Genomic DNA, 3843 nt, shown 5'->3' with positions numbered 1-3843 from the left:
CGCCGCTCGTCCCGGAATCCGCAGGCCGCGATCGGACCCACGATCGACCGGCCGTCGACGGAGGACCCGCGACCGACCGGACCCCTGACCGGACCCGCGATCGGACACCCCTTGTGAAGGAGACCCACCGTGTCCGCGACACCCCTGCTGGAACTGCGCGGGATCGACAAGAGTTTCGGTCCCGTACAGGTCCTGCGCGACGTCGACCTCTCCGTCAACGCGGGAGAGGTGACCGCGCTCGTCGGCGACAACGGCGCCGGCAAGTCCACCCTGGTCAAATGCATCAGCGGCATCCACCCCACGGATGGCGGTGAGGTGGTCTTCGACGGTCGGCCAGTGCACATCAACAACCCCCGGGACGCCGCCGCCCTCGGCATCGAGGTCGTCTACCAGGACCTCGCGCTCTGCGACAACCTCGACATCGTGCAGAACATGTTCCTCGGCCGGGAGAAGCGCAGCGGCCTGGTCCTGGACGAGCCGACCATGGAGCAGATGGCCGCCGAGACCCTGGCCGGACTCTCCGTCCGTACCGTGAAGTCCCTGCGCCAGCACGTCTCCAGCCTCTCCGGCGGACAGCGCCAGACCGTCGCGATCGCCAAGGCGGTGCTCTGGAACAGCCGGGTCGTCATCCTCGACGAACCGACCGCCGCGCTCGGCGTCGCACAGACCGCCCAGGTCCTCGAACTGGTCCGCCGGCTCGCCGACAACGGGCTCGCGGTACTGCTCATCTCGCACAACATGAACGACGTCTTCGCCGTCTCCGACCAGATCGCCATGCTCTACCTCGGACAGATGGTCGCCCAACTACGGACCAGCGAGGTCACCCACGCCCAGGTGGTCGAGCTGATCACCGCCGGCCGCAGCGGCGGCCTCGGCCTCGCCGGAGAGAACGGCAACGGTAACGGCACCAACGGCGGTGCCGACAGCACGGGCGACGGCAGCGGCGCCGGCCCGGACGACACCCCTCCCACCGCGACGACCGCAGGAGCCGACAGATGAGCACCCCCACCACGATCGGGGCGAAGCCGGCCGACGCGCCGGCCGCCCCGGTACCCACGGTCGGCGGCCACATCCGGGACTACCTGGCCCGGGTACGCGGTGGCGACATGGGCGCCCTGCCGGCCGTACTCGGGTTGCTCGTGCTCTGCCTGGTCTTCTCCACCCTGCACGACAACTTCTTCACCGAGGGCAACTTCGCCAACCTCTTCACCCAGGGCGCCGCCGTCACGGTGATCGCCATGGGCCTGGTCTTCGTCCTGCTGCTCGGCGAGATCGACCTCTCGGCCGGCTACGCCAGCGGGGTCTGCGCCGCCGTGCTCGCCCAACTCGTCACGCTGCGCGGCTACCCCTGGTACGTCGCCGTGCTCGCCGCGATCGTCACCGGTGTGGTGATCGGCCTCGTCCTCGGCATCCTGGTGGCGAAGGTCGGCATCCCGTCCTTCGTGGTCACGCTGGCCGCCTTCCTCGGCTTCCAGGGCGTCGTCCTGCTGCTCATCAAGGGCGGCACCAACGTCTCGGTGCACGACGAGGTGATCCGGGCCATCGAGATCCGCAACATGCCGGTCTGGCTCGGCTGGAGCATGGCGGCGGTCGGGATCGGCGGCTACGCGCTGGTGCAGATGCTCCGCTACCGCAACCGCTCGGCACGCGGCCTGGCCGCCGAGCCGCTCGCGATCGTACTGGGGCGGATCGGTGGACTGGCGCTGATCGCCGGGATCGCCGTACACATCCTCAACCTGGAACGCGGCCACAACCGGCTCATCTCGCTCAAGGGCGTACCGATCGTCGTACCCGTCATCATCCTGCTGCTCGTCATCTGGACGTTCGTACTGAACCGGACCGCGTACGGCCGGCACATCTACGCCGTCGGCGGCAACCGCGAGGCGGCCCGGCGGGCCGGCATCAACGTGGACCGGATCCGTATCTCGGTGTTTGTCATCTGCTCCTCGATGGCCGCGGTCGGCGGCATCATCGCGGCCAGCCGGGGTGGCTCGGTCGATGCCAACACCGGCGGAAGCAACGTGCTGCTCTACGCTGTCGGCGCGGCGGTGATCGGTGGCACAAGCCTGTTCGGAGGCAAGGGACGGGTGCTGGACGCGGTACTCGGTGGTGCGGTGATCGCGGTCATCGACAACGGCATGGCTCTGATGAACGTCAGCTCCGGGGTCAAGTTCGTCTTCACCGGCCTGGTCCTGCTCGCCGCCGCCAGCGTCGACGCGTTGTCCCGACGCCGAGCCGCCGCGACCGGTAACCGATAAGGGGAACGATGCGCGCGGGGCCGAGCCAGGAGGAGATTCGACGGCAGAATCTCGGCGCCCTGCTGCGGTACGTCCACGTCCACGGCGCCACCTCCCGCGCGGAGCTGACCACCGCGCTCGGCCTGAACCGGAGCACCATCGGCGCGCTCACCGCCGAACTCGCCGCCGCCGGCCTGGTCAGTGAGCGGGCCCCCCGGGAGACCGGCCGGGCCGGACGACCGTCACTGGTCGTCCGGCCCGAGTCGGCCCGGGTCTTCGCGTACGCGTACAGCATCGAGGTGGACCGGTTGCGGGCGGCCCGGATCGGGCTGGGCGGCGTGGTACTCGACCGGCGGCAGGCGGACCGGCCACCGGGCCTGCTCGCGGCGGAGAGTCTGCCGGTGCTGACCGGTTTCATGAAGGAGATGCACCAGACGGTCGCCGACGGCTCGGTCCATGTGGGCAGCGGTGTGGCGGTCGGCGGTCGGCTCCGCCAGCCGGCGGACCCGCTGCCGGACCGCCGCACCGGTCCGGCCCACGCCGACCGGACCGGCGCGACCCGTGCCGACCGGGCCGGTTCCGCCGACCCCGACCACGCCCGGCCGCCTCAGCCGACAACCGCCGGACCGGTGCCGCACCAACCCGGACCGGTGCCGCACCAACCGGAAGGCGGCTGTCCGACCCGCCCCGGTGCCGTACCCGGACCGCGTCAGCCGGACCAGGAGGGTCTCCGCGCCGACGGGACGGAACTGCCACCGCTGGAGGTCGTACTCGGCGAAGCCCTCTCCGCCGACCGGCCGGTCCGGATCAGCAACGCCGCCGACGCGAGCGCCGTCGCCGAACACGTCCGGGGCGCGGCCGCCGGCTACGACAACGTCATCTTCCTGCACCGGGACGTCGGCATCGACGCCGGAATCATCGTCGGTGGCCGCCGGCTGACCGGCCAGGGCGGGTACGCCGGCGAGGTCGGCCACATGGTGGTCCAGCCCGGCGGCCGGCCCTGCCGCTGCGGCGCGTACGGCTGCTGGGAGACCGAGATCGGCGAGTACGCCCTGCTCCAGGCGGCCGGTCGGGGGGACGCCGTCGGCCGGGACGCGGTCGGCCGGGTGATCGACGCGGCGGCCCGGGGGGACGCGAACGCGCAGGCGGCGGTCCGACAGGTCGGCGACTGGCTCGGGTTCGGGGTGGCGAACCTGGTGAACGTCTTCAACCCCGGCGTGGTCATCTTCGGCGGCACCCTCCGGGACGTCTACCTGGCCGCCGCCGCCCGGGTACGCAGCCGACTCAACTCGATGGCCCTGCCGGCACCCCGGGAACAGGTACGACTCCGTACCCCGCAGCTCGGCGACGACGCCGCGTTGGTCGGTGCCGCCGAACTCGCCTTCGAACACCTCCTCGCCGACCCCCTCGGCTGAAACCCAGGTGTGAGGAAGGGCCCCTTCCTATCGCTTTTTGTATAGAGCCTGTTTCTGAACCTGGTTGTCGGTGAGGTGGTAGGAGGCTGGTTGGTTCCGGCGTGGCGGCTGGGTATGGTCGCGGGCTCTTGATAGGCAAACGGTTCCTACACCCAAGCCAGTCAAGAGCCCGCGATGTCATTGAACCCTGT

At 70.8% G+C, this 3843-nt stretch carries 3 protein-coding genes; all 3 read left to right on the top strand.

Annotation, left to right across the window (positions count from 1 at the left end):
• Window positions 1–129: 129 nt before the first annotated feature.
• Genes V1633_RS36835 through V1633_RS36825 form a run of 3 tightly spaced genes read left to right on the top strand, consistent with a single transcriptional unit; the run spans window position 130 to window position 3652 of the window.
• Complete coding sequence (locus tag V1633_RS36835; RefSeq protein WP_331218821.1) at window positions 130–999, top strand: ATP-binding cassette domain-containing protein; 870 nt, start codon at window positions 130–132, stop codon at window positions 997–999.
• Complete coding sequence (locus tag V1633_RS36830) at window positions 996–2258, top strand: sugar ABC transporter permease (protein ID WP_331218820.1); 1263 nt, start codon at window positions 996–998, stop codon at window positions 2256–2258. Before V1633_RS36835 ends, V1633_RS36830 begins: the two co-directional genes overlap by 4 nt.
• Window positions 2259–2266: 8 nt before the next feature.
• A complete protein-coding gene (locus V1633_RS36825; protein WP_331218819.1) occupies window positions 2267–3652 on the top strand; it encodes an ROK family transcriptional regulator in 1386 nt (461 codons plus the stop codon).
• Window positions 3653–3843: the final 191 nt, after the last annotated feature.

The organism is Plantactinospora sonchi, assembly GCF_036422035.1.
Taxonomy (GTDB): Bacteria; Actinomycetota; Actinomycetes; order Mycobacteriales; family Micromonosporaceae; genus Plantactinospora; species Plantactinospora sonchi.
The sequence above is the reverse complement of the archived record's forward strand: the minus strand, read 5'-3'. Positions and strand labels throughout refer to the sequence as shown.

What these genes read in the sequence shown, in the direction of transcription:
- V1633_RS36825 (WP_331218819.1), top strand. Translation starts at nt 2,267, where the DNA reads ATGCGCGCGGGGCCGAGCCAGGAGGAGATTCGACGGCAGAATCTCGGC.
- V1633_RS36830 (WP_331218820.1), top strand. Translation starts at nt 996, where the DNA reads ATGAGCACCCCCACCACGATCGGGGCGAAGCCGGCCGACGCGCCGGCC.